Here is a 22900-nt window from a genome sequence, read left to right as displayed (position 1 = left end):
TGGCAAGAACCGGCATCGGTCTGAAAGGCTTGGACCTTTTTTGGTAACGGAAATGCGAGCGGCGCAAGATTCACCTCTTCTTTAAGTATTCCGAAACGCGATATCCCTAACGTGAGAGTTGATCATCTTGTCGCGTTGGAGTGCTCTATGGTGGAGCAGTTGGCGTGAGCGCCTTACTGCACATTTTCCGGCCATCCCGGAAGCTTGTTTTCATCATCGGCGGAGTGGCCTTGCTGATAGGCTGCTCCGGCGTCTTCGCGCTTTATATCGGCAAGGACAAGCTTCTGGGTCTTGCCTCGGCCTCCCCGAATGGCTTGAAATGCAGCGACGTCAACCTCGTTACCATCCGCAAGGAAAACCGGGTCTGGGTGCGCAAATATATCCGCACTGATCCGACCGATGGTCTGACGCGCGTCAAAACGGCGCTTCGCGTTGCCAAAGCAGTCTATGACGAGCAAAAACCGGATCTTGTTCAGGTCGTCGTTCTCGATCAGAACGGCCCGACATTACGGTCCGATATTCGCGGTCGGGCGCTGGGGGCTGACGTCGTCTATGTGCCGCATCCCGACAAGATCGCCGATGGCGCCGCCGAAGAGCCGGTGACGGCGCGCTACTATAATGGCGGTGCGAGCGCCCAAGGTCTGTTCTATGGCGAACAGATCAACATGCTGCCCAAGGATATCGATGAGGCGCTGGCGGCGCTGCAGGATCACAGCGACTGCGACAATCCGCTGGCGGCCGAGAACGAGGGCGGCGGCAGCGCCAAGAAGGACAAACAGAAAGCCGCCGAGGCCGCCGAACAGAAAGCCGTCGCCCGCGAGGAAAAAGAGGATACGCCGGCGACGCCTCCTGAACAGAATCCTCCCGCGTCAAAAAGCAGTCTTCCGCCCGAGGGCAACAATACCGGCAGCTTCATTGGCGCCGACGCGACCCAACCGGATGCGGCGCCATCGCCAGGTCTGGATCCGACCATGACAGGCGCCAGCAGCCGGCGGTCACCGGTCACGAATTGAAGGTAGGCATTCTTGGCCTTACGGGGACCAAGGTATTCCCTCAATCCGCCAGATGTTTCTCGCCGATCGCCTGATAAAGCGCGAACAGTGCTTCGTGGACGTCACCGGCGAGACGGTAGAATTCCGGAATGGCGAGGATGGCGGGGTGTTGCAAGAGATGGTCGTCGGTCATGTCGAGCATGAGCGAGGTCGTATGCATCGCCTCATGGCAACCGAACGTGCCCGGCGCGAATTGCGCCAGATCGACATCGCCGATTTCGGCGAGATCGGCGAGGCGCTGCCGTTCATGATCGGCGTCCGCGGTCTGGTTTTCGTTCTCAGTCATGTTTCGTGCCTCTTGTTTCCGGATGGCGAGGATTCGCCGCGCGTTGGGGGACTTATACGCAATCCGCAAGCAATGGCCCAACGAAAAAAGGCCGCCATGGCTTAGCCGGGCGGCCTGTCGTCTGTACGAAATCGTCTTAATCGGCTTTGCTGCGCCGCGCCGGGAAGAGGATGATGTCGCGGATCGACGGCGAATTGGTCAGCAGCATGATGAGGCGGTCGACGCCGATGCCGAGGCCGCCGGCAGGGGGCATGCCCTGGTCGATGGCGTCGAGGAATTCCTCGTCCAGTGCCTTCTGCTTCTCGCCGCGTGCATGGGCCTGTTCGAGCTGCTCGACCATGCGGGCGCGCTGCTCTTCCGGATCATTGAGTTCCGAGAAGGCGTTGCCGAGTTCCCAGGTGTTGCAATAGGTCTCGAAGCGTTCGACGAGGCGCGGTTCGCCCGGCACTTCCTTGGCGAAGGGCGAGATGTCCTTCGGGAAATGCGTGACGTGTGCCGGCTGGATCAGCGTACCCTCGACCTTCTCTTCGAAGATGAAGGCAAGGCATTCGCCCCAGGTCGCGTCCTTCTCGACGGCGAAGCCGGCAGCCTTGGAAGCGGCGCGGGCTTCTTCGTCGGTCTTGATCGCCAGGAAGTCGATCCCGGTGGCTTCCTTGACGGCATCGGGCATCGGTACGCGGCGGAACGGACCCTTGAAGGAGATCTGCTTGTCGCCGAAGGCGAATTCGGTGCTGCCATGGATCGCCATGGCGAGCGTCGAAAACAGCCGCTCGACGAGGTCCATGATGTCCTCGTAGTCGGCATAGGCCCAGTAGCACTCCATCATCGTGAATTCGGGATTGTGCCGGGTGGAGACGCCTTCGTTGCGGAAGTTGCGGTTGATTTCGAAGACCTTGTCGGTGAGGCCGGAAACCAGCGTGCGCTTCAGGAACAGTTCCGGCGCGATGCGCAGGTACATGTCGAGCTTCAGCGTGTTGTGATGCGTCTTGAAGGGCTCGGCGGTGGCGCCGCCATAGACCGAATGCAGCATCGGCGTCTCGACTTCCATGAAGCCGTCATTCTCCATGAAGCGGCGGATGCCGGAGACGATGCGGCTGCGCTGCTGGAAGCGGAGCTTCGATTCTTCATTGGTCATGATGTCGAGATGGCGCTTGCGATAGCGCAGCTCGATGTCGGACAGGCCGTGCCACTTTTCCGGCATCGGCAATAGCGACTTCGTCAGCATGGTGATTTGCTGGGCATTGATCGTCAGCTCGCCGCGCTTCGTGCGGCGCACGACGCCTGTCACGCCGATGATGTCGCCAATATCGATCATCGGCAGCAGGGCACGGGCCTCTTCGCCGGTTACGTCCTTGTGGCTGAAGATCTGGATCTTGCCCGACGCATCGTGGATATCCATGAACATGCCGGAATTGCGCGAGGAATAGACGCGGCCGGCGACGGTGACGACATCCGTGGTCTCGGTGTCCGGCTCCAGGCCCTCGTATTTCTCCGCCAGTTCAGCGTTGGTCAGTGTCCGGTGAAAGTGGGCCGGATAGACGTCGCCGATCTGCTCGCGCAGCAGCTTCAGCTTCTGCGCGCGGACTTCCGTAGCATCGGACGAGAGGGAGGCGGTTTCGGTCTTGTCGTTCATGGTTCTAAGTCCGGTTCAGTTCTTCGGGCCGACGAGGGTCGCAACGGTCTGGGCGGCAAGTTTCAGCCGCTGGCGCACGACGGCGCGGCCGAGGATCGCCATGCTGTCGAACAGCGGCAGCGAGCGCGATGAGCCCGAGACGGCCACGAAGAGGGGAGCAACCACCACCTTCAGCTTCTTGCCCATGCGGTCGGCAATGGCGCGCAGCTCGGCTTCGATCGTCTCGACATTCCATTCGAGGATCTTTTCGAGGTCCGGCTGCACTGTGTTCAGGATTTCCAACAGCTCTTCCGGCGTCGACTTGATCTTGGCAAAAGCCGAGGGATCGAGATTGAGGTCGGACTTGAACAGGAAACCGGTCAGGTCGGGCAGTTCGCCGAGCTTGGAGATGCGCGACTGCGACAGCTTCAGGCCTTCCCGCAGCCGGCTGTTTTCCATCGCCCAGGTGAGCACACGATGCTGGAACTCTTCTTCCGAGAGCTTTTCGCGGATCCAGCGGCCGTTCAGCCAGTCGAGCTTCTGGATATCGAAGATCGCGCCGGCCTTGGAGAGGTTTTCCGGATCGAACTTTTCGGCAAGCTCGTCCATGGTCAAAAGTTCTTCACCTTCGGCGATCTGGATGAAGAACAGGCCGAGGAAGTTCATCAGCGCCTCGGGAATATAGCCGAGCGCGGTGTAATAGGAGATCGACGTCGGGTTCTTGCGCTTCGACAGCTTCGACTTGTCGGCATTGCGCATCAGCGACAGGTGCATGAACTGCGGCGGTTCGAGGCCGAGATACTGATAGATCAGAATGTGCTTCGGCACCGAAGCGAGCCATTCCTCGCCGCGCGCGACATGGGTGATCTTCATCAGATGGTCGTCGACGACGTTGGCCATGTGATAGGTCGGCATGCCGTCGGCCTTGAGCAGGACCTGCATGTCGACTGCATCCCACGGAATTTCGACATCGCCATAGACGCCGTCATGGAATTTGCAGGAGCCTTCGGTCGGGATCTTCATGCGCACGACATGCGGCTCGCCGGCGGCAACGCGCGTCGAGACTTCCTCGGCCGTCAGGTTCAAACAGTGTCCGTCATACTTCGGCGGCAGGCCGGCGGCGCGCTGGGCTTCGCGCATCTTTTCCAGGCGCTCGGGCGTGCAGAAGCAGCGGAAGCCATGGCCGGCGTCGACGATCTTCTCGACGAAGGGCTTGTAGATGTCCTTGCGGTCGCTCTGGCGATAGGGACCGTAGGGACCGCCGATATCGGGGCCTTCGGACCATTTCAGGCCGCACCATTTCAGCGCGTCGAGCACCTTGGTTTCGAATTCCGGCGTCGAGCGTGTCGCGTCCGTGTCTTCTATACGCAGGATGAACTCGCCGCCATGCTTCTTGGCGAAGAGATAATTGAACAGCGCGATGTAAGCGGTGCCGACATGCGGCTCGCCGGTGGGGGAGGGTGCGATGCGGACGCGAACGCCTGATGTTGTCATCTTGTTTGCCCGTCAGAAAAAGCCAGGCCGCTGCTTGGGATAAGCGCTGCCCGGCTGGAGATGTTTATCTGGATCAGGAAACCGGCCGGAAAAGGGCGTCTTGCCGCTTCAATCCCGCGTTTTCCGTTTGGCAGGCCTTAGGCCATATTCAACGGGTAACGTCAAGGGAAACTGCGCCGCCGGATTGCCCGGGCAGAGGTGCCGACCTTGCGTCGCATCGATTCGAGCCGATCTCTCAATTTCGCCAGGCATTTTTACCCTTCATAAAACCAGGGGGATAAAAGCGGCTCGCTTGTCGAATTTTATTTGCAATTTTCGCGGCAGTGACGACATAGGTCTTCAATCGTTCACCGCGAGGAAAACAATGAAGAAACTAGTTTTAAGCTTCATATTGGCGACCGCCATGTTCGACGCAGCAGCGGCCCAATCGACCATTACGCGTGACAGCTCGACACATCTGATCGAGTCCTATCGTGCCTATATAGGCAACGACGATCTTTATAATTCCAAGGGAGAGCGTCTGACGTTGCCTTGGCAGATTATCCGGCAGGATCGCGCCAACTATTATGCCTATCGCCGTCGTGATCGCGGCGACGAGGGCGACAGCTTCTTTTCGGAGGCATCCAATCGCCAGAAGCTGGAAGCCATGCTGGCAAGCGGCAATATCGCCGGTGATGCCGCCAACCTGATCGCTCGCGGCAATGTCTGGATCAAGGTCGATATTTACGGACGCGGTAATATCGGCGAGTCGGTCGACGTCCACGTCCAGGATTGATGGCCGCACCCGTTTTGGGTGCGGATATTTCCCGTCAATGGCCGCCGGATAGCTTTTTCCGCCGGTTTCGTGCCAGCATATTCAGCGCCTCGACCACGGCGGAGAAGGCCATTGCGGCGTAGACATAGCCCTTGGGAACATGGAAGCCCATGCCTTCGGCGATTAGTGTCGTGCCGATCATCAGCAGGAAGGCGAGCGCCAGCATGACGATGGTCGGGTTCTTCTCGATGAAGTTGGCGAGCGGCGTGGCGGCTACCAGCATGACGGTGACAGCGGCGATGACGGCGATGAACATGATCGGCAGATGCGGCGTCATGCCGACGGCCGTGATGATGCTGTCGATTGAAAAGACGAGATCGAGCAGCAAGATCTGGCCAATAGCCGAGGCAAAGCCGGTCGTGGTCGATTTGGCGATGAAATCCTCGCCCTGTTCGGCGGGGTCGACATTGTGATGGATTTCCTTGGTTGCCTTCCAGACCAGGAACAGGCCACCGCTGATCAGGATCATGTCCTTCCAGGAGAAGCCCTGGCCGAAGATTTCGAAGACCGGTTCGGTGAGCTGCACGATCCAGGCGACAGTGCCGAGCAGGGCAAGGCGCATGACCAAGGCGAGACCGATGCCGATCCGGCGGGCTTTTTCCCGGTGTTCGGGCGGCAGCTTGTTGGTCAGGATCGAGATGAAGATGAGGTTGTCGATACCGAGAACCACCTCCATGACGACGAGGGTGACAAGCGCAACCCATGCGCTCGGGTCCTGCACCAAACCAACAATATCCATCGATGAATTTTTCCTCTGGTCAGCGTCTGCCGACGCTGACCCCCAGCTCCGGCTCCTTGATAGCGATCGTTTATGTAAGGAGCGAAATCGCAGGTGCAAGCGCCGCCATTATTTTCGCGGACGGCGCGCATATTTCTATGCCTTCAGAGGAATCCAGATCTCCGTTACGCCCATGCCGGTGCGCGGGTCGAAACGGTCGTCGTAACGCTCCATCATGTCTGGCACGCCGCCGTGCTGGTGACCGGATTGCGGCAGCCAATCACCGAAGATCTGCTGCACGGTGGCGGAGATGCCGGAAATATGGCCGCGATGGGTAAAGACGGCATAGCGCTGCTGTGGCAGTTTCAGGGTCGTAAAGCCTTCCGGCAGATCGTCGTCCGAAGTGACCTCGGCGGCAGACATATAGCGGAAGCTTTCGCTGTCGCCTTCATTCTGGGTGCAGACGCCATAGGCGACATTGCCCACTTGGCCGGAAATATGGCCGAAATGCTGATTGAATTTCTGCCATAGCGAGGGAATCCCCTGTGTGGCTTCACAGGCATAGGTTTCCGCAAGGCCGGCAAGCAGCATTGCGGGGCGGGTCTCGAAACGTGGCGCATCGAGTTTGGGGAGGCGGGTGTCGTCCATTCTGATCGGCTCCAGCAAAACAAGGTTTCGGGCGTGCCCCTGCTTGCGCAAACTGTCCGGCGTCATGCCGAATTGCTCGCGGAAGGCACGGGTGAAAGCCTCATGCGAGCCATAGCCCGCATCGAGGGCAACCTCGAGAATGGTCGATGAGCTGTTGATCAGCGCAAGAGCTGCCCCGCTAAGGCGCCGGCCCCTGACGTAGCCGCTGATCGAATGGCCGGTGGTGAGCCCGAAGACGCGCGACAGATGATAGCGCGACAGGCCAGCCGTATCGGCAATCTCGTCCAGCGAGATATCAGACGAGAAGTGGCTTTCGATAAACCATATTGCTCTTCCGATCGCGCTCATGTTCGATTCCCTGGTTGCGCGCCCATTGTTAGGCGCCGACCGGCTACCGGGTTTGATCGCGATTGCGGGATTGCGGTGGCTATCCGCTGGCTATCGGAAGGCGGTCAGGCCTGATCTTTCCGATTGTTACCATAAGCCGCCATGAAGACGCGAACGGCGCCGCGCACGACATAGTCGATCTCATCTTTCGAGGGAGGGAAATCCATGTCGCCGAACAGTCTCAGCTTGAAATAGCTGCCGCTGGCCATGTCGAGGAAATGGCGGGCGGCCATATCGAAGTCCTCGATGCGGAGGCGATCGACCGCAACCTGGCGTTCGAGAAAGCCGCGCAAAACGGTGCGCAGATTTTCCGGGCCGGTGAAGAAGCGTTGACAGAGGGTTGGCATGCGTTCGCGAACACCAATGACGGTGCGCATGGCGCTGATGGTCTTGTCCGATGTGACATGGGTCACGAACACCATGCCGAATTCATAAAGACTGGTTGCCACATCGATGTCATCGGCAAGTGCGGTGCGTACGGTCTCGACGAAACGCGCCCGCTCACTGTCGATCATGGCGGAGAACAAGTCTTCCTTATTGGCGAAATAGACGTAGAGCGTGCCCTTGGAGACGCCTGCTTCGCGCGTGACGTCGTTCATGCTCGCGGCATCGAACCCCATTTTCATGAAGACACGCGTAGCACCATCCAGAATCTGCTGGCGTTTGACGGGGTCTTCTCCGGCGGCCCAACGCCCCCCTGAAGCAGGTGCGTTCAAGACGGCGACATTTTGCGGTTCGTGCTTCATCGTCTCCTTCGCTCGATCACTTTTCCTGAATCTTAATCAGATTCGTTAATTAAATCGAACCGGGTGGTTCGATAAGACTTGATATGGAATGAAAAACGATCTATGTCAACTGAACTGAACTGAACTGAACCGTTCGGTTCGATTATTTTACCCAGATGTCCGGTGGTAGAGCAATGTCATCAAGTCATAGTAACAATATAGCGCGCATCGTTGATGATGTCGAAGTGGAGGCTCCGGATACCGGCGCATCCGCCGAGGCTCCTGCCGCGGAAAAGCCCAACAGCCCACCCCCCGCCCAGGCTGCGCCTGCTGCTCCGGTTCAGGCGGCCCCACCGCCGGCCGAGAAGAAGCGGCGCAGCCTGGTGCTTCCGATCGTTGCCGTTGTGGCGCTCGTCGCCGGCGGCTGGTACGGCTATGACTGGTGGACGAACGGCCGTTTCCTGGTATCGACCGACGACGCCTATATCGAAGGTGACATCGCGACCATCCAGCCGAAGGTGACGGGCTATGTCGCCAAGGTGAACGTCGTTGCCAACCAGTTGGTCAAGGCGGGCGATGTGCTCGCCACGCTCGACGACGGCGACTATAAGCTCGCGCTCGAGCAGGCCCAGGCTTCGCTCGACACCGAGCAATTGTCGCTGCACACCATCGACGCGCAGATTGCCGCCGGCCAGGCTGCGCTTGCCCAGTCGCAGGCCCAGAAGGTCGCGTTGGAAGCGACGGTACGCGGTGCGCAGATCACCCAGACCCGCGCCGCCGAACTTCAGTCGAAGTCCGTCGGCACCACCGCGTCGCTGGACAGCGCCAATATCGCCCTCGATCAGGCCAAGGCCAATCTCGTCGGCGGCGATGCCGCCATTGCGTCGGCTCAGGCCAATATCAATCTGCTGCAGGCGCAGCGCCGTCAGGCCGAAAGCACGATCAAGGGCCTGGAGGCCGCTCGCGACAAGGCTGCTCGCGATCTCTCCTTCACCGTGCTGAAGGCTCCTTATGACGGCGTTGTCGGCAACCGTTCGGTTCAGGAAGGCGATCTCGTTTCGCCCGGCCAGAAGCTGATGGCGATCGTTCCGACCCGCCAGCTCTATATCGACGCCAATTTCAAGGAAACGCAGATCCAGCATCTGGTTGCCGGTTCCAAGGTCAACGTGCATGTCGATGCCTACAGCGATCATCCGATCGTCGGCACGGTAGAGTCGATTTCGCCGGCTTCCGGTTCGGTCTTCTCGCTGCTGCCGCCTGAAAATGCGACCGGCAACTTCACCAAGGTGGTCCAGCGCGTGCCGGTTCGTATCGCGTTGCCGCAGGATGCACTCGACAGCGGTCGTCTGCGTGCCGGTCTGAGTGTCGTCGTCGATGTCGATACCCGCACTGCGCCCGATCGAGTCGGGTTGGCGAGTAACTAAATTCGGAGAGCGCCGATGGCCTCGACAGCAGCGACCGTAGGTTCGACAGCCGGTCCCGTCGCGCCAGCGGCGGATCACATGGACCCCCGTAAGCTCATCGCTTTCTTTGCGATGGTGCTCGGCATGTTCATGTCGATCCTGGACATCCAGGTGGTTTCCGCCTCTCTCAGTGAAATCCAAGCTGGCCTCAGCGCCGGCTCGGATGAAATTCCTTGGGTGCAAACGGCCTATCTGATCGCTGAAGTCATCATGATCCCGCTTTCGGGAACATTGGCTCGCATCATCTCGACACGATATCTTTTCGCGATCTCCGCTGCCGGCTTCACCATCGCCAGCGGCCTTTGCGCCACGGCGACCAACATCGATCAGATGATCGTCTATCGTGCGCTGCAGGGCTTTATCGGCGGCGGCATGATTCCATCGGTTTTCGCGGCTGCCTTCACCATTTTTCCGCCATCGAAGCGCAACGTCGTGTCGCCGATCATCGGTTTGATCGCAACGCTTGCCCCGACCATCGGCCCGACGGTCGGCGGCTATCTCAGCCACGCATTTTCCTGGCACTGGCTGTTCCTCGTCAATATCGGCCCTGGCATCGTCGTCACCCTCGTCACCTGGAATTTCATCGACTTCGACAAGCCGGAGCTGTCGTTGATGAAGAAGTTCGACTGGTGGGGATTGTTTTCCATGGCGCTGTTTCTCGGCGCGCTGGAATATGTGCTTGAAGAGGGCAACACCAACGACTGGTTCAACGACAACTATATCGTGATTGCAGCGATCGCCTCCGCGATTGCCGCGCTCGTCTTCTTCTACCGGGCCTTTACCGTCGAGTTTCCCGTCGTCGATTTGAGGGCCTTCGGCAACAAGAACTTCGCGTTCGGTTCAATGTTCTCTTTCGTCATGGGCATCGGGCTTTATGGTCTGACCTATATTTATCCCGTCTATCTCGGCCGGATTCGCGGATATGATTCGCTGATGATCGGCGAGACGATGTTCGTCTCGGGCCTCGCAATGTTCTTCACCGCGCCTCTCGCCGGTATTCTTGCCGGCAAGATGGATCTGCGGATCATGATGATCATCGGCTTCTGCAGTTTCGCGGCCGGAACGTGGATCATGACCGGCCTGACGACGGACTGGGATTTCTGGGAGCTCTTCATTCCGCAGATTCTTCGTGGCTTCGGGCTGATGTTGTGCATGGTGCCGATCAACAACATTGCGCTCGGAACCACGCCTCCCGCCCGCATGCGCGGGGCTTCCGGCCTGTTCAACCTGACCCGCAACCTCGGCGGTGCCGTCGGGCTCGCCATCATCAATACCGTGCTTAGTACCCGCCAGGACACCCACTACATGCATCTGCGCGATCATGTGCATTGGGGGAGCCCCGCCGCCATCGACAAGATCCACAATATGACGGCCAATTTTGATGCCAACGGCCTGGACGGTGCGCAGGCGGCATTAAAGCAGTTGGTCAACATGGCGGAGCAACAGGCGGTCATCATGGCTTTCGGCGACGTCTTCCTGATGCTGACGGTATTGTTCCTGGCGATGATCGTTGGCGTGTTGATGCTCAGCAAACCGAATGCGCCCCCGAAAGGCGCGGGCGGCGGTGGCCACTAGGCTTAACCATTTTTCTACTATCCATCTGTAATTAAAAGGCTTCTCGGATCGAGAAGCCTTTTTCCTTTCGTGCTGATCGACAGGAAACTTCAGGCTTCGAAAATTTTTGATTTACGTACATCAGAATTCGCAGTAAGGATTTCATCAGGAGGAGCTGATGAGACCCACCGTTTACGATATCGCCGCTGCCGCGGGCGTTAGCCTTGCGACTGTGGATCGTGTACTGAACCGGCGCCCGGGCGTGCGTCTCGTGACGCGCGAGAAGGTGGAAGCTGCGATCCGTGACATCGGCTATGTCCGTGACGTGGCAGCTGCCAATCTTGCCAAGGGCCGTGTCTATCCGCTCGTCTTCATCCTGCCGACCGGCGACAATTCCTTTATGCACGGCCTCTATGGCGAAGTGCGCCAGGCGATGACGCGTTCGACCTTCGATCGCACTGAAATTCGCATCGTGGAAGTGCCGGCCTTCGACCCGCCGGCGCTGGTAGCCGAGCTTGACGCGCTGCAGGGGCAGGAGCTCGCCGGCGTGGCCCTGGTAGCAACCGACGCGCCGGAGGTGCGCGCCGCCGTCGATCGGCTGGTAGCGTCAGGCATCCCCGTCGTCACGCTCGTTTCCGATCTCACCGGTTCCACCCGGCACCACTATGCCGGCGTCGACAATATTGCCGCAGGCCGGACGGCTGCCCGGCTGCTCGGCCGTTTTCTCGGCGGGCGCAAGGGCGACATCACCGTTCTCGCCGGGTCCATGCTGGTGCGCGACCATCGTGAGCGCCTGGAAGGATTTTCCTCCGTCATGGCAGCGGAATTTCCGCAATTGCGCCTGCTGCCGGTGCTCGAAGGCCGTGACGATCCGGAAATCGCCAACACGCTCGTCTCCGAGGCGCTGTCCGGCAGCAACAGTATCATCGGCATCTATAGCCTCGGCGCCGGTAATCGCGGTCTGCTTAGGGCACTGAAGGAGACCGGGCAGGGGCGCGAGCTGACGGTCGTCGTGCACGAGCTGACCGAACACACCCGCATCGCGTTGCTGGACGGCACCATCGATGCCGTTCTCAACCAGGACGCCGGCCATGAGGTGCGCAGTGCCATACGCGTCATGAAGGCGACGGCGGACGGCCAGGATGTGATTGCCGGCCAGGAGCGCATCCGCCTCGACATTTTCTTGAAGGACAATCTGCCCTGACCATCGAAATCTGCGGCAGAGCATAGGGAGTTACATCTGATGTATTTGGGTCTTGATCTCGGAACGTCCGGCGTCAAAGCGATGCTGATCGACGGCAACCAGAAGATCATCGGATCGGCCAATGGCGGGCTCGACGTGTCGCGTCCGCATCCGGGCTGGTCGGAACAGGAGCCGGCGCACTGGATTCGCGCCACCGAGGAAGCGGTCGCCGGCCTGAAGGCGGCGCATCCGAAGGAATTGGCTGCGGTGCGGGGTATTGGCCTATCCGGCCAGATGCACGGCGCGACGCTGCTCGATGCCGACGACAAGGTGCTGCGTCCCTGCATTCTCTGGAACGACACGCGCAGCTATCAGGAAGCTGCCGCTCTCGACGCCGATCCGCGCTTCCGCGCCTTGACCGGCAACATCGTGTTCCCCGGCTTCACCGCACCGAAGCTTGCCTGGGTCGCCAAGCATGAGCCGGAGATTTTTTCCAAGGTGCGTTGGGTGCTGCTGCCGAAGGACTATCTGCGTCTTTGGCTGACGGGCGAACATATGTCGGAAATGTCCGATTCCGCCGGTACCTCCTGGCTGGATACGGGCAAGCGCAAATGGTCTTCCGAGCTGCTCGCCGCGACCAATCTCGATGAAAAGCAGATGCCGACGCTGGTGGAAGGCACGGAAGCCGCCGGCAAGCTGCGCGGCGAACTGGCCTCGAGCTGGGGTATTTCCGGCGACGTCGTCTTGGCCGGCGGGGCAGGGGATAACGCGGCTTCGGCCTGCGGCATGGGTACAGTCAGCCATGGCGCCGCCTTTGTGTCGCTCGGTACATCCGGCGTGCTCTTTGCCGCCAACGGCTCTTACCTGCCGAAGCCGGAAAGCGCCGTTCATGCCTTCTGCCACGCGCTGCCGAACACCTGGCACCAGATGGGCGTCATCCTGTCGGCGACGGATGCGTTGAACTGGCATTCGAGTGTCACCGGCAAATCGGCCGCCGAACTCACCGGTGAAGTCGGGGATACGCTGAAGGCACCGTCTGGCGTCACCTTCCTTCCCTACCTTTCCGGCGAACGCACTCCGCATAATGATGCGACCATCCGTGGCGCTTTCATCGGTCTCGGCCATGAGAGCAGCCGCGCCGTGCTCACGCAGGCGGTGCTCGAAGGCGTCAGCTTCGCCATTCGTGACAATCTGGAAGCGCTGCGCTCGGCAGGGACCGATATCGCCCGCGTCACCGCCATTGGCGGCGGCTCGCGCTCACGCTACTGGCTGGCCTCGATCGCGACCGCGCTCGGCGTTCCCGTCGATTTGCCGGCCGACGGCGATTTCGGGGCCGCTTTCGGTGCCGCCCGTCTCGGCCTGATCGCGGCAACCGGCGCCGACCCGGTCGAGGTCTGCACACCGCCGAAAACCGCCGGCACGATCGATCCGGTCGCTTCGCTGACGGATGCCTATGCCGACGCCTACAAGCGCTACCGGGCGCTTTATCCGGCGATCAAGGCGCTGAGCATAGTTTGAGGTGAGACCCCCTCACCCTAGCCCTCTCCCCGGAGGGAGAGGGAACGACGGAGCTTGCGGTAGCCGCCCATACCTTCTCCCCACGAGGGAGAAGGTGGCCCGAAGGGTCGGATGAGGGGGCGTTACCGACAAATGAAGAACACTAGCAAATATCCCAAACCCAAGGAGACAGGACATGAGCACCGGATTTTTTGGTGACATCAAGAAAGTGAAATACGAAGGCCCCGAGAGCACCAATCCGCTGGCCTTCCGTCACTACAACAAGGAAGAAGTGGTTCTCGGCAAGCGCATGGAAGACCACCTGCGTTTTGCCGTTGCTTATTGGCACACCTTCACCTGGCCGGGCGGCGACCCCTTCGGTGGCCAGACTTTCCTCCGCCCATGGTTCCAGGACACGATGGAAGCGGCCAAGCTGAAGGCCGATGTTGCCTTCGAATTCTTCAACCTGCTGGGTGCGCCTTACTACTGCTTCCACGACGCCGACGTGCGCCCGGAAGGCAAGAATTTCGCCGAGAATACTAAGAACCTCAACGAGATCGTTGACTACTTCGCACAGAAGCAGGCCGAAACGGGCGTCAAGCTGCTTTGGGGTACGGCGAACCTCTTCTCCAACCGCCGCTTCATGTCGGGTGCTGCGACCAATCCGGATCCGGATGTCTTCGCTTTCTCGGCCGCGACCGTGAAGACCTGCATGGACGCAACGCACAAGCTCGGTGGTGAAAACTACGTTCTATGGGGCGGCCGCGAAGGCTACGAAACCCTGCTCAACACAGACCTGAAGCGTGAGCTGGACCAGTTGGGCCGCTTCCTCAACCTCGTGGTCGAGTACAAGCACAAGATCGGTTTCAAGGGCACGATCCTGATCGAGCCGAAGCCGCAGGAACCGACCAAGCATCAGTATGATTACGACGTCGCGACCGTCTACGGCTTCTTGAAGAAGAACGGCCTGGAAAACGAAGTGAAGGTCAACATCGAGCAGGGTCACGCGATCCTTGCCGGCCATTCCTTCGAGCATGAACTGGCGCTTGCCAATGCCCTTGGCATCTTCGGCTCCATCGACATGAACCGCAACGACTATCAGTCCGGCTGGGATACCGACCAGTTCCCGAACAATGTTCCGGAAATGTCGCTCGCTTACTACCACGTTCTGGCAGGCGGTGGCTTCAAGACCGGCGGCACCAACTTCGACGCCAAGCTGCGCCGTCAGTCGCTCGATCCGGAAGACCTGTTGATCGGCCATATCGGCGGCATGGATTGCTGTGCTCGCGGCCTCAAGGCTGCTGCCAAGATGATCGAGGACAAGGCCCTGTCGCAGCCGCTTGCCGACCGCTATGCCGGCTGGGATTCCGCTGAAGGACAGAAGCTGCTCCGCGGCGAATACTCCCTCGACCAGATCGCACAGTGGGTCGAGAGCAAGGACATCAACCCGCAGCCGAAATCCGGCAAGCAGGAACTCCTGGAAAACATCGTCAATCGTTACGTTTGATCGTCAAAATGTGGGAGGCGGTGATCCACCGCCTCCCACACTACCGCCTGAATGCGCGGCTCGAAATGGATATGGAATTCCCGCAGGGGTCCTTGGCATTGGCGAACACGTAGCCGTCAGCCTGATGCACAGGCCCGAATTCGAGCCCATCGCTGGCGCATTTGGTGCGGAAAGCTTCGACATGCTCGACGTCGAAGACCAGTTTCACCAATGATTGACCCATCTTCTGCGTCTTTGCCGCGGGATGGATCATCAGATTGGCGCCGCCGTCCGGTGCCAGCAACTCGACAATTCGATCGCCGTCCTGTCGAAGCGGCCTGAACCCGAAGTGTTTTTCGTAAAAGCCGATCGTCGCTTCCATATCGCGGGCGTAGAGGACGAGTCTGCCGATCGGCATGGCGACGTGTCCCTATCGCCGGGCGCGCGATGGTGTCGAGACCGAGTTGCGCACCACCAGATCGGGCCGTAGCAGGATCTCCGTCTCGGCCGGCTGGCCGTCCGACAGGAGTTCGAGCAGGAGCGCCATCGCATGCTTGCCGATGGCTGTGCGCGGCTGCCGGATCGTCGTCAGCGAGGGCGACATGAAAACGGCTTGCGGCACATCGTCGAAGCCGGTCACCGAGAAATCCCCCGGAATGTCGTAGCCGCGCGCCTTCAGTCCGATCATCACGCCGATGGCCGTCTGATCGTTGACGCACATGAAGGCTGTCGGCAGCGTGTCACGCATGAAAAGCTGCTCGACGGCCAGCCTTCCGCTCTCGATAGTGCCGTCGCCCTCGAACACAATGCGGAGGTCGGTACCGATACCGGCGGCATCGAGCCCAGCGTCATAGCCCATCCGCCGCCGGCTATAGGCGAGGCGGGTGCGCGAATCGCCGATGAATGCAATTTTCCGATGACCCTCGGCAATCAGGAGGTCGATCGCCTTGCGCGCCCCGGCGATATCGTCCACGCCGACATAGGGGATGCCCCCATTGAAGACCGGCTCGAAGACGCCGACGCTCGGCGGAAGCCGGGCCGTCATCGTCTGATGTCCGAAGGGCAGGATACCGGTGAACAGGATCAAACCAGCGGCCTGGTTGGAGTTCAGGAATTTCAGATATTCCAGCCCGCGTTGAGCATCGTTCTGCGTGTGGCCGATCAGGATGCCATAGCCGTGCGAGCGTGCCTCATTTTCCAAACCGATGAGAATATTGGAGAAATTGGGGTCACCGATATCGGGTGCGACCACGAGGATCATGTTCGACCGACCAAGCCGCAGGCTGCGCGCCATGGCATTGGTGGTGTAACCCGTGACCGCGATTGCCTGGTTGACCTTCAGGCGCGTCGAGTTCGCGACCTTCTCAGGCATATGGATTGCCCGCGAGACCGTTGCGATCGAAACATTGGCAATGCGGGCGACGTCTTCGATAGTTGCGGGCGTGGAATTAGACACTGCGCTCTGCCTTGGGTCTCGTCTCGGACCGGACACTACACAGACTTCCGCGGAGATCAAAGGCGACCGCGTAAAATTGTGCAACATGCAATGATGTAAACCTTTACACAAACTATGTAAAGGTTTACACAACATGGAAGTGGTGTGGGGCCACAGGGAGGAAATAATGAGTTCGGAGACCGTCGACGGCGCGGTAGTGCTGTCCGCGAGGCGAATTTCCAAGTCCTTCAGCGGCGTGCAGGTGCTGTTCAGCGTCAATTTCGATCTTCGGGCCGGCGAGATCCACGCGCTCATGGGCGAGAATGGCGCCGGCAAGTCGACGCTCGTCAAAATTCTCTCCGGTTTCGAGCAGCCAAGCTCAGGCGAGATCCTGCTCGACGGCCAGGTGGTGAAGCTGCCGCCCAACGGCGGCGCGGAAGTGCTCGGCATTGTCATCATCCACCAGGAATTCAATCTCGCCGAACATCTGACCGTTACCGAGAGCCTGTTTCTCGGCCGTGAAGTCACGCGTTTCGGCGTGCTCGACCGCAAATATATGCGCGCCGAAACGCGGCGTGTCCTCGATCTCCTGGGATCGCATGTCGACGTGAACGCCCTGATCGGCACGCTTTCCATCGCCGACAAGCAGATGGTGGAGATCGCCAAGGCGATCAGCCGGGACGCCAGGATCGTCTTCATGGACGAGCCAACCGCCGTTCTGTCGCGGGAGGAAACCAACTTCCTGTTCAAACAGGTGCGCAAGCTGCGCGACCAGGGAACAAGCTTCGTGTTCGTGTCCCACAAGCTCGACGAGGTCATGGAGCTGACGGACCGGGTCACGGTGCTGCGCGACGGTCAATGGGTGAAGACATCGCAAACCTCGCTGCTCGACGGCGAATCGATTGCCCAGTTGATGGTTGGGCGGGAGCTCTCCAGCCTCTATCCCGCCAAGAACGAGCCCGATGTCGACGAAAAGGTCGTGCTCAGCGTCAGTTCTCTTTCGACGGGCTATGTCCGTGATGCGAGCTTCGAGCTGCGCAAGGGCGAAATATTGGGCTTTTCCGGCATGATCGGATCGGGCCGCACCGAACTGATGGAGGCGATCGTCGGCCTGCGCTCGCGTGCTGGCGGTGAGGTCGTCGCCAACGGCCACTCCGTGCCGCCGCATGATGTGCATGCCGCCATCGATGCCGGCCTTGCCTATATGACCAAGGACCGCAAGTCCAAGGGGCTGCTTCTGAGTTCGGGCATGGCTGTCAACCTGACCCTCCAGTCCCTGGATCGGCACGGCAAGTTCGGCTATCTCAGCGCCTCGAGCGAAGCGAGCGCATTGGCGCGGGCACGCCGCCGTTTCGACATCCGCGTTCGTGACGGCAATATCATCGCTGGCCGCATGTCCGGCGGCAATCAGCAGAAATTGCTTCTCGCGAAGGTCATGGAGACCGAACCGCAAATCATCATCATCGACGAGCCGACCCGCGGCATCGATGTCGGCACGAAACAGCAGATCTACCATTTCATTTCGGCGCTGGCCCGAGACGGCCATTCGATCATCGTGGTCTCGTCGGAGATGCCCGAGGTCATCGGACTGTGCACGCGGATCGCCGTGATGCGCGAAGGCCGGATCGTCGGCGTGCTTGAAGGGGATGAGATCTCCGAGCAGGAAATCATGCGTTATGCGGCGGGCCTGAAGAAAAAGACGGCGGCCTGAACCCGGCTGCAAGAGAGCAAGGCGAATTCCCAGCCATGATGGGAACGGGAGGTTGGTTTTGGATATGAGCGTGGGCGAAGACAGCAGCGGGAAGACAGGCCGGCGAGGCCGGTCCTGGCGGGATGTCGATCTCAGGGCCGTTGCGCCGTTTGCGGCCTTGGTTCTGCTTCTCATCGTGGGCGCATTGGTCAACCCCAACTTCATCGGCATGACCAATCTCACCAATGTCGCGACGAGATGCGCCTATATTGCGATCATCGCGGTTGGAGCCACCTTCGTTATCTCGGCGGGCGATCTCGATTTGTCGGTTGGCGCCATGGTCGCCTTCGTCGCAAGCCTGATGATCCTCCTGCTGAATTCAGGCGTCATAGCCGATCCGGCCCTGATGCTGGCTGCAGCCGTGTTGTTCTCGATCGTCGCCGGTCTCCTCTGCGGCCTCGCCAATGGCCTGATCACGACCATGGGCAAGATCGAGCCGTTCATCGCCACTTTGGGCACGATGGGCGTCTATCGCGGCTTGACGACCTGGCTATCGCAGGGCGGCGCGATCACCTTGCGCCCGGCGGATCTGCAGGCGCTTTACAAGCCTGCCTATTATGGCTCCGTGCTCGGCGTGCCGGTGCCGATCGCGGTCATCCTCGTGGTCACTGCAGTTGCGGCCTTCATCCTTTATCGCACCCGCTATGGCCGGCATGTCATCGCCGTCGGCTCCAATCGCGACGTTGCGCGTTATTCCGGCGTTGCGGTCAATCGCGTGCGTACCATCGCCTTCGTCATCCAGGGCCTGTGTGTGTCGATCGCCGTGCTTCTCTACGTGCCGCGGCTTGGTTCGACATCGGCAACGACGGGTAGCTTGTGGGAGTTGCAGGCGATCACGGCCGTCGTCGTTGGCGGTACGGCGCTGAAGGGCGGAGCGGGCAGGGTATGGGGGACCATTTGCGGCGCCTTCATCCTCGAGCTGGTCGGCAACATCATGCTGCTTTCCAATTTCATCAGCGAATATCTGCTCAGTGCCATCCAGGGCGCGATCATCATCGTCGCCATGCTGGTTCAGCGCTCGCTTGCTCGCAAATAGCGAATAACCGGGTCTAAGGGGCGCCCGGTCTTTATGACAATGCCCTGTTTCTATCTGGGAGGATGAAATATGCGTAAAAGACTCATTGGTCTGGCTGTCGTGCTGGCGGCTCTGGCCGGCACGGTCCATGCGGAGGACAAGAAGGTCACCATCGGTGTTTCCATTCCGGCGGCGGACCATGGCTGGACCTCCGGCGTCGTCTTCCACGCCGAACGCGTCGCCAAACTCTTGATGGCGGAACATCCCGGGCTGAATGTCATCGTCAAGACCTCGCCCGATGCCGCAAGTCAGGCAAATGCGGTGCAGGACCTTGAGACCCAGGGCATCGACGCTCTCGTGATCCTGCCGTCGGATCCTGATCCGCTGGTCAATGCGATCAAGGAAGTCAAGGACAAGGGCAAGTTCGTCGCTCTCGTCGACCGCGCGCCGAGCAACAACGACAATTCCGTCCGCGACCTCTATGTTGCCGGCAACAATCCTGCTCTCGGCCAGACGGCAGGCGAATATATCAAGGCTCATACCCCGAATGCTCAGGTCGTCGTTATCCGCGGTCTGCCGATCCCGATCGACCAGCAGCGTCAGGATGGTTTCGACAAGGGTATCGCCGGCTCCAACGTCAAGGTTCTCGACCGGCAATACGGCAACTGGAACCGCGACGATGCTTTCAAGGTCATGCAAGACTATCTGACGAAGTTCCCGAAGATCGACGTCGTATGGTGCCAGGATGACGATATGGCCGTTGGCGTGCTGCAGGCGATTGACCAGGCCAAGCGCACCGACATCCAATATGTCATCGCCGGCGCGGGCTCGAAGGACATGGTCAAAAAGGTCATGGACGGCGATAAGCTGATCCCGGTCGATGTGCTCTATCCGCCGGCGATGGTCGGCACGGCCATGGAGCTGACGGCTGCCAACTTCTACGACCAGGTTCCGGTTCGCGGCAATTATATCCTGGATGCGACCTTGGTCACCAAGGACAATGCCAAGGACTTCTACTTCGCCGATTCTCCGTTCTGATCTGTTGATCCAGACGGATGCGCCCGCCGGTTCCGGTGGGCGTTTTTCATGCGGCTGACGTTTCGTTTCGCGCTCCCGGGCAATTTTTGCGGCACGTACCTCTTGCCGTCGGCGGCGGGCCGTGATTAGGTCATGAGGCATTCGACTTTCAGCCCGACGACCCTATAATTTTTTGAGGTTACGGCATCCCGGCCGCCTTAGATATGGGTTGGAAGGGCATCGGAAACGTTTACAGAACGCGATTAGGGAGGAATTACTGATGAAGACGATCAAGGGTCCAGGCCTGTTTCTTGGCCAGTTCGCCGGTGACGCGGCACCATTCAACTCGTGGGATTCGATCACGAAATGGGCTGCCGATGCCGGCTATGTCGGTGTGCAGGTTCCGACCTGGGCAAGCCAGCTCATCGACCTGAAGAAGGCTGCCTCCTCCAAGGATTATTGCGACGAATTCGCCGGGGTTGCCCGTGCCAACGGCGTCGAAGTCACGGAGCTTTCCACCCACCTTCAGGGGCAGCTCGTCGCCGTGCATCCTGCCTATGACGAAGCCTTTGACGGCTTTGCGGCGCCGGAAGTGCGCGGCAATCCGAAGGCGCGTCAGGAATGGGCCGTCGAGCAGGTGAAGATGGCCCTGACAGCTTCGAAGCATCTGGGCATCAAGGCGCATGCGACTTTCTCGGGCGCGCTTGCCTGGCCCTTCATCTATCCCTGGCCGCAGCGCCCGGCCGGTCTCGTCGAAACCGCCTTCGAGGAACTGGCTCGCCGCTGGACGCCGATCCTCAATCATGCCGACGAAAACGGCGTCGACGTCTGCTACGAAATCCATCCGGGCGAAGACCTGCATGACGGCATCACCTTCGAGATGTTCCTGGAGCGCGTGAAGAACCATCCGCGCGCCAACATGCTCTACGATCCCTCGCACTATGTCCTGCAGTGCCTCGACTATCTCGAGAACATCGACATCTACAAGGACCGCATCAAGATGTTCCACGTCAAGGATGCGGAGTTCAATCCGACCGGGCGTCAGGGCGTCTATGGCGGCTATCAGGGCTGGGTCGAACGCGCCGGCCGCTTCCGCTCGCTCGGCGATGGCCAGGTCGATTTCGGTGCCGTCTTCTCGAAGATGACCGCCAATAATTTCGACGGCTGGGCCGTGGTCGAATGGGAGTGCGCGCTGAAGCATCCCGAAGACGGTGCGCGCGAAGGCTCTGAATTCGTCAAGGCGCACATCATCCGCGTGACGGAAAAGGCCTTCGACGACTTCGCCGGCAGCGGCACGGACCAGGCGGCCAACCGGCGCATGCTGGGGCTTTGATCAAGCCCCTTCGCCCGGCAAGTGCGGGGAGAAGGTGGGCTGGAGCGATTGAGCGTAGCGAAATTGCGACAGGTCGGATGAGGGGCCTTCTCGATATTTTCCGCTAATTCAGAACTTGCTGAGGGTTCGGCCCCTCACCCTAGCCCTCTCCCCGCAAGCGGGGAGAGGGAACGATCGCGCCAAGCGGTCGCATCCACACAATTCAATTTTCAGGAGGACCATATGGCAATCGAAGGATCATCGGAACAGACGCGGGAGCCGCGCATTCGGCTTGGCATGGTGGGCGGCGGCGCTGGCGCCTTTATCGGTGCGGTGCACCGTATCGCCGCGCGTATTGACGACCAGTTCGATCTCGTCGCCGGCGCGCTGTCGGCCTCGCCGGACAAGGCGATGGCTTCGGGGCGCGATCTTGGCCTCGATCCCTCGCGCACCTACTCCAGCTATCGCGACATGGCGATCCGGGAAGCCAAGCTGAAAAACGGCATCGAAGCCGTCGCGATCGTGACGCCGAACCATGTTCACTATGATGCCGCCAAGGAATTCCTGAAGCGCGGCATCCACGTCATCTGCGACAAGCCGCTGACCTCCAATCTTGCCGACGCCAAGAAGCTGAAGAAGGTGGCTGACGAAAGCGGCGCGCTGTTTATCCTGACGCACAACTATACCGGCTATCCGATGGTCCGCCAGGCGCGCGAGATGATCGCCAACGGCGAGCTCGGCGATATCCGCATCGTGCAGGCGGAATATCCGCAGGATTGGCTGACGGAAAATATCGAGCAGTCGGGTCAGAAGCAGGCCGCATGGCGCACCGATCCGTCGCAGTCCGGCGCCGGTGGTTCCACCGGCGATATCGGCACTCATGCCTATAACCTCGCCTCCTTCGTCTCTGGCCTGGAACTCGACAGCCTTGCCGCCGATCTCGACAGCTTCGTTGAAGGCCGCCGTCTTGACGACAATGGTCATCTGCTGCTGCGCTTCAAGGCAAAGGGCAAGGAAAAGCCGGCTAAGGGCATGCTGTGGTGCAGCCAGGTGGCGCCGGGTCATGAGAACGGTCTCAAGGTCCGCGTCTACGGCACCAAGGGCGGCATCGAGTGGACGCAGGCCGATCCGAACTATCTCTGGTACACGCCGTTCGGCGAACCGAAGCGCCTGCTCACTCGCAACGGTGCAGGCACTGGTGCTGCTGCCGCCCGCGTCTCGCGCATCCCGTCGGGTCATCCGGAAGGCTATCTTGAAGCCTTCGCCACGATCTACACCGAGGCTGCGCGGGCCATCAATGCCCGCAAGAAGGGCGTGGCAGTCGATCCGGCCGTGGTCTATCCGACCGTCGATGACGGCGTGAAGGGTGTTGCTTTCGTCGAGGCCTGCGTTGCCTCCTCGAAGCGCAATGGTGCCTGGATCAAGCTTTGATTTCTGCGCATGGGGCGGCGG

At 60.1% G+C, this 22900-nt stretch carries 20 protein-coding genes and 1 pseudogene; 12 read left to right on the top strand and 9 right to left on the bottom strand.

Annotation, left to right across the window (positions count from 1 at the left end; all coding sequences use genetic code 11):
• Positions 1–164: 164 nt before the first annotated feature.
• Positions 165–1013: a hypothetical protein gene (locus C9E91_RS16165; protein ID WP_107109281.1), complete on the top strand. Its 849-nt coding sequence runs from the start codon at positions 165–167 to the stop codon at positions 1011–1013.
• Between the two features lie 40 nt (positions 1014–1053).
• On the opposite strand, the gene C9E91_RS16160 is transcribed toward C9E91_RS16165, so the two are convergent.
• From C9E91_RS16160 to gltX, 3 genes are all read right to left on the bottom strand, one after another.
• Entirely contained in the window at positions 1054–1338 is a 285-nt protein-coding gene (locus C9E91_RS16160; RefSeq protein ID WP_107109280.1) for a hypothetical protein, read from the bottom strand.
• A 136-nt stretch (positions 1339–1474) separates the two neighbouring features.
• On the bottom strand, positions 1475–2971 hold the full coding sequence (lysS, locus tag C9E91_RS16155; RefSeq protein WP_107109279.1) for a lysine--tRNA ligase: 1497 nt from the start codon (positions 2969–2971) through the stop codon (positions 1475–1477).
• 15 nt (positions 2972–2986) lie between these two features.
• Positions 2987–4444, bottom strand: coding sequence for a glutamate--tRNA ligase (gltX, locus tag C9E91_RS16150; protein WP_107109278.1), 1458 nt, complete (start codon positions 4442–4444; stop codon positions 2987–2989).
• A 364-nt stretch (positions 4445–4808) separates the two neighbouring features.
• Between gltX and C9E91_RS16145 the strand changes: the two genes are divergently transcribed.
• Positions 4809–5219, top strand: a complete 411-nt coding sequence (locus C9E91_RS16145; RefSeq protein WP_107109277.1) for a hypothetical protein — start codon at positions 4809–4811, stop codon at positions 5217–5219.
• A gap of 34 nt (positions 5220–5253) precedes the next feature.
• Here the strand turns inward: C9E91_RS16145 and C9E91_RS16140 are convergent, their stop codons facing one another.
• The 3 genes from C9E91_RS16140 to C9E91_RS16130 form a co-directional block, all read right to left on the bottom strand.
• Positions 5254–5997, bottom strand: coding sequence for a TerC family protein (locus C9E91_RS16140; RefSeq protein ID WP_107109276.1), 744 nt, complete (start codon positions 5995–5997; stop codon positions 5254–5256).
• A 135-nt stretch (positions 5998–6132) separates the two neighbouring features.
• Positions 6133–6972, bottom strand: coding sequence for a GyrI-like domain-containing protein (locus tag C9E91_RS16135; protein WP_107109275.1), 840 nt, complete (start codon positions 6970–6972; stop codon positions 6133–6135).
• Between the two features lie 104 nt (positions 6973–7076).
• Positions 7077–7757: a TetR/AcrR family transcriptional regulator gene (locus C9E91_RS16130; protein WP_107109274.1), complete on the bottom strand. Its 681-nt coding sequence runs from the start codon at positions 7755–7757 to the stop codon at positions 7077–7079.
• 173 nt (positions 7758–7930) lie between these two features.
• Between C9E91_RS16130 and C9E91_RS16125 the strand changes: the two genes are divergently transcribed.
• The 4 genes from C9E91_RS16125 to xylB all read left to right on the top strand — a co-directional run bounded on the left by C9E91_RS16125 (position 7931) and on the right by xylB (position 13454).
• Entirely contained in the window at positions 7931–9160 is a 1230-nt protein-coding gene (locus C9E91_RS16125; RefSeq protein WP_107109273.1) for an HlyD family secretion protein, read from the top strand.
• A 15-nt stretch (positions 9161–9175) separates the two neighbouring features.
• The gene (locus C9E91_RS16120; protein WP_107109272.1) at positions 9176–10774 is read left to right on the top strand and encodes a DHA2 family efflux MFS transporter permease subunit; all 1599 of its coding nucleotides are present in this window, start codon (positions 9176–9178) and stop codon (positions 10772–10774) included.
• Positions 10775–10931: 157 nt separating this feature from the next.
• Entirely contained in the window at positions 10932–11957 is a 1026-nt protein-coding gene (locus C9E91_RS16115) for a LacI family DNA-binding transcriptional regulator (protein WP_107109271.1), read from the top strand.
• 39 nt (positions 11958–11996) lie between these two features.
• Entirely contained in the window at positions 11997–13454 is a 1458-nt protein-coding gene (gene xylB / locus C9E91_RS16110; protein WP_107109270.1) for a xylulokinase, read from the top strand.
• Between the two features lie 16 nt (positions 13455–13470).
• Here xylB and C9E91_RS20170 read toward each other — a convergent pair.
• Positions 13471–13575: pseudogene (locus C9E91_RS20170) on the bottom strand (endonuclease domain-containing protein); the annotation flags it as partial.
• Between the two features lie 54 nt (positions 13576–13629).
• On the opposite strand from C9E91_RS20170, the gene xylA reads away from it, so the two are divergent.
• Complete coding sequence (gene xylA / locus C9E91_RS16105; protein WP_107109269.1) at positions 13630–14940, top strand: xylose isomerase; 1311 nt, start codon at positions 13630–13632, stop codon at positions 14938–14940.
• 40 nt (positions 14941–14980) lie between these two features.
• On the opposite strand, the gene C9E91_RS16100 is transcribed toward xylA, so the two are convergent.
• Entirely contained in the window at positions 14981–15337 is a 357-nt protein-coding gene (locus tag C9E91_RS16100; protein ID WP_107109268.1) for a VOC family protein, read from the bottom strand.
• Between the two features lie 12 nt (positions 15338–15349).
• On the bottom strand, positions 15350–16375 hold the full coding sequence (locus C9E91_RS16095) for a LacI family DNA-binding transcriptional regulator (protein ID WP_107109267.1): 1026 nt from the start codon (positions 16373–16375) through the stop codon (positions 15350–15352).
• A gap of 166 nt (positions 16376–16541) precedes the next feature.
• Here C9E91_RS16095 and C9E91_RS16090 point away from each other — a divergent pair, with 166 nt between their 5' ends.
• The 5 genes from C9E91_RS16090 (at position 16542) to C9E91_RS16070 (ending at position 22879) form a co-directional block, all read left to right on the top strand.
• Positions 16542–18065, top strand: a complete 1524-nt coding sequence (locus tag C9E91_RS16090; RefSeq protein WP_107109266.1) for a sugar ABC transporter ATP-binding protein — start codon at positions 16542–16544, stop codon at positions 18063–18065.
• 64 nt (positions 18066–18129) lie between these two features.
• Positions 18130–19140 (top strand): ABC transporter permease, encoded by a 1011-nt coding sequence (locus C9E91_RS16085; RefSeq protein ID WP_107109265.1) that lies wholly within the window; start codon positions 18130–18132, stop codon positions 19138–19140.
• 69 nt (positions 19141–19209) lie between these two features.
• Positions 19210–20157 carry a substrate-binding domain-containing protein gene (locus C9E91_RS16080; protein WP_107109264.1) on the top strand — a complete coding sequence of 316 codons (948 nt, stop codon included), beginning with the start codon at positions 19210–19212 and terminating at the stop codon, positions 20155–20157.
• A gap of 259 nt (positions 20158–20416) precedes the next feature.
• A complete protein-coding gene (locus tag C9E91_RS16075) occupies positions 20417–21469 on the top strand; it encodes a sugar phosphate isomerase/epimerase family protein (RefSeq protein ID WP_047628952.1) in 1053 nt (350 codons plus the stop codon).
• A gap of 222 nt (positions 21470–21691) precedes the next feature.
• Entirely contained in the window at positions 21692–22879 is a 1188-nt protein-coding gene (locus C9E91_RS16070) for a Gfo/Idh/MocA family protein (RefSeq protein ID WP_107109263.1), read from the top strand.
• The last annotated feature ends 21 nt before the right edge of the window (positions 22880–22900 follow it).

Source organism: Rhizobium sp. SEMIA4064 (assembly GCF_003025035.1).
GTDB lineage: Bacteria > Pseudomonadota > Alphaproteobacteria > Rhizobiales > Rhizobiaceae > Rhizobium > Rhizobium paranaense.
Note: the sequence above shows the minus strand (reverse complement) of the source record. Positions and strands in the feature narration are given on the sequence as shown.

What these genes read in the sequence shown, in the direction of transcription:
- C9E91_RS16160 (WP_107109280.1), bottom strand. Translation starts at nt 1,338, where the DNA reads ATGACTGAGAACGAAAACCAGACCGCGGACGCCGATCATGAACGGCAG.
- lysS (WP_107109279.1), bottom strand. Translation starts at nt 2,971, where the DNA reads ATGAACGACAAGACCGAAACCGCCTCCCTCTCGTCCGATGCTACGGAA.
- gltX (WP_107109278.1), bottom strand. Translation starts at nt 4,444, where the DNA reads ATGACAACATCAGGCGTTCGCGTCCGCATCGCACCCTCCCCCACCGGC.
- C9E91_RS16145 (WP_107109277.1), top strand. Translation starts at nt 4,809, where the DNA reads ATGAAGAAACTAGTTTTAAGCTTCATATTGGCGACCGCCATGTTCGAC.
- C9E91_RS16140 (WP_107109276.1), bottom strand. Translation starts at nt 5,997, where the DNA reads ATGGATATTGTTGGTTTGGTGCAGGACCCGAGCGCATGGGTTGCGCTT.
- C9E91_RS16135 (WP_107109275.1), bottom strand. Translation starts at nt 6,972, where the DNA reads ATGAGCGCGATCGGAAGAGCAATATGGTTTATCGAAAGCCACTTCTCG.
- C9E91_RS16130 (WP_107109274.1), bottom strand. Translation starts at nt 7,757, where the DNA reads ATGAAGCACGAACCGCAAAATGTCGCCGTCTTGAACGCACCTGCTTCA.
- C9E91_RS16125 (WP_107109273.1), top strand. Translation starts at nt 7,931, where the DNA reads ATGTCATCAAGTCATAGTAACAATATAGCGCGCATCGTTGATGATGTC.
- C9E91_RS16120 (WP_107109272.1), top strand. Translation starts at nt 9,176, where the DNA reads ATGGCCTCGACAGCAGCGACCGTAGGTTCGACAGCCGGTCCCGTCGCG.
- C9E91_RS16115 (WP_107109271.1), top strand. Translation starts at nt 10,932, where the DNA reads ATGAGACCCACCGTTTACGATATCGCCGCTGCCGCGGGCGTTAGCCTT.
- xylB (WP_107109270.1), top strand. Translation starts at nt 11,997, where the DNA reads ATGTATTTGGGTCTTGATCTCGGAACGTCCGGCGTCAAAGCGATGCTG.
- xylA (WP_107109269.1), top strand. Translation starts at nt 13,630, where the DNA reads ATGAGCACCGGATTTTTTGGTGACATCAAGAAAGTGAAATACGAAGGC.
- C9E91_RS16100 (WP_107109268.1), bottom strand. Translation starts at nt 15,337, where the DNA reads ATGCCGATCGGCAGACTCGTCCTCTACGCCCGCGATATGGAAGCGACG.
- C9E91_RS16090 (WP_107109266.1), top strand. Translation starts at nt 16,542, where the DNA reads ATGAGTTCGGAGACCGTCGACGGCGCGGTAGTGCTGTCCGCGAGGCGA.
- C9E91_RS16085 (WP_107109265.1), top strand. Translation starts at nt 18,130, where the DNA reads ATGAGCGTGGGCGAAGACAGCAGCGGGAAGACAGGCCGGCGAGGCCGG.
- C9E91_RS16080 (WP_107109264.1), top strand. Translation starts at nt 19,210, where the DNA reads ATGCGTAAAAGACTCATTGGTCTGGCTGTCGTGCTGGCGGCTCTGGCC.
- C9E91_RS16075 (WP_047628952.1), top strand. Translation starts at nt 20,417, where the DNA reads ATGAAGACGATCAAGGGTCCAGGCCTGTTTCTTGGCCAGTTCGCCGGT.
- C9E91_RS16070 (WP_107109263.1), top strand. Translation starts at nt 21,692, where the DNA reads ATGGCAATCGAAGGATCATCGGAACAGACGCGGGAGCCGCGCATTCGG.